Below are 875 nucleotides of genomic sequence, written 5' to 3'. Positions count from 1 at the left end.
CCCCCGGCACTCCCCGCCCCGGCCGCACCACCCGCGTCCGCCGACCCGCCGTCCGGCTCCGCACCGCCCCGCTGGTCCGCCGAGTGCGACGGCCGGCTCCCGCCCGTGTCGTCGTCCCCCACGCTCATACAGCCGGCGGCTGCGGCGACGGCCATGACCGTGGCGGCCAGGCGGACAGGAACGTACAAGGGGCGCACGAAGCCACCTCCGGGAGTGAGAGTGAGTCGATGTGCCCAACTCCCGCCGCCCGCAAGAGGACACGCGCCCCTCGTTCACACCCCGTCAGCCGTACCCCAGTGCGTGCAGACGCGCGTCGTCGATCCCGAAGTGATGCGCGATCTCATGCACCACCGTGATCTCCGTCTCCGCGACGACGTCCTCCCGCGACTCGCACATCCGCAGCGTCGGCCCCCGGTAGATCGTGATCCGGTCCGGCAGCACACCCGCGTACCACTCCCCCCGCTCCGTCAACGGGGTCCCCTCGTACAGCCCCAGCAGCTCCGGATCGTCCGCCGGCGGCTCGTCCTCCACGAACACCGCCACGTTGTCCATCAGCCGCGTCAGCTCCGGCGGGATCCGGTCCAGCGCCTCGGCGACCAGCTCCTCGAACTCCTCGCGCGTCATCTCCAGCACACCGCCATTGTCCGGCACACACCCCCGCCACGGGCCGCCCACGCCGGACGAACCCCGACCGCACCGAACGGGCCCCTCCCGCACCACCAGGCATGATCACCCGCGAAGCCGGGCATACGGCACCAATGGCACGCGTCTCCGCCTCAGCCCGGAACTTCACGACCGCCCTGAGCAGGATGATCCGCAAGCCCCGCACACCCCGTGATCCCCGCACACGCGGTCATGCCCGCCCGCGCCGCACC

General features: G+C 72.3%; 1 protein-coding gene and 1 pseudogene. Both read right to left on the bottom strand.

Annotation, left to right across the window (positions count from 1 at the left end; all coding sequences use genetic code 11):
- Positions 1-197 (bottom strand): annotated as a pseudogene (locus tag MTQ10_RS30815) (hypothetical protein); the annotation flags it as partial.
- Between the two features lie 85 nt (positions 198-282).
- Positions 283-633, bottom strand: coding sequence for a metallopeptidase family protein (locus MTQ10_RS30810; protein ID WP_043502155.1), 351 nt, complete (start codon positions 631-633; stop codon positions 283-285).
- Positions 634-875 lie beyond the last annotated feature (242 nt).

It is taken from the genome of Streptomyces sp. XM83C (genome assembly GCF_023072675.1).
GTDB lineage: Bacteria > Actinomycetota > Actinomycetes > Streptomycetales > Streptomycetaceae > Streptomyces > Streptomyces thermocoprophilus.
This window is presented reverse-complemented; position numbering and strand designations above follow the sequence as displayed.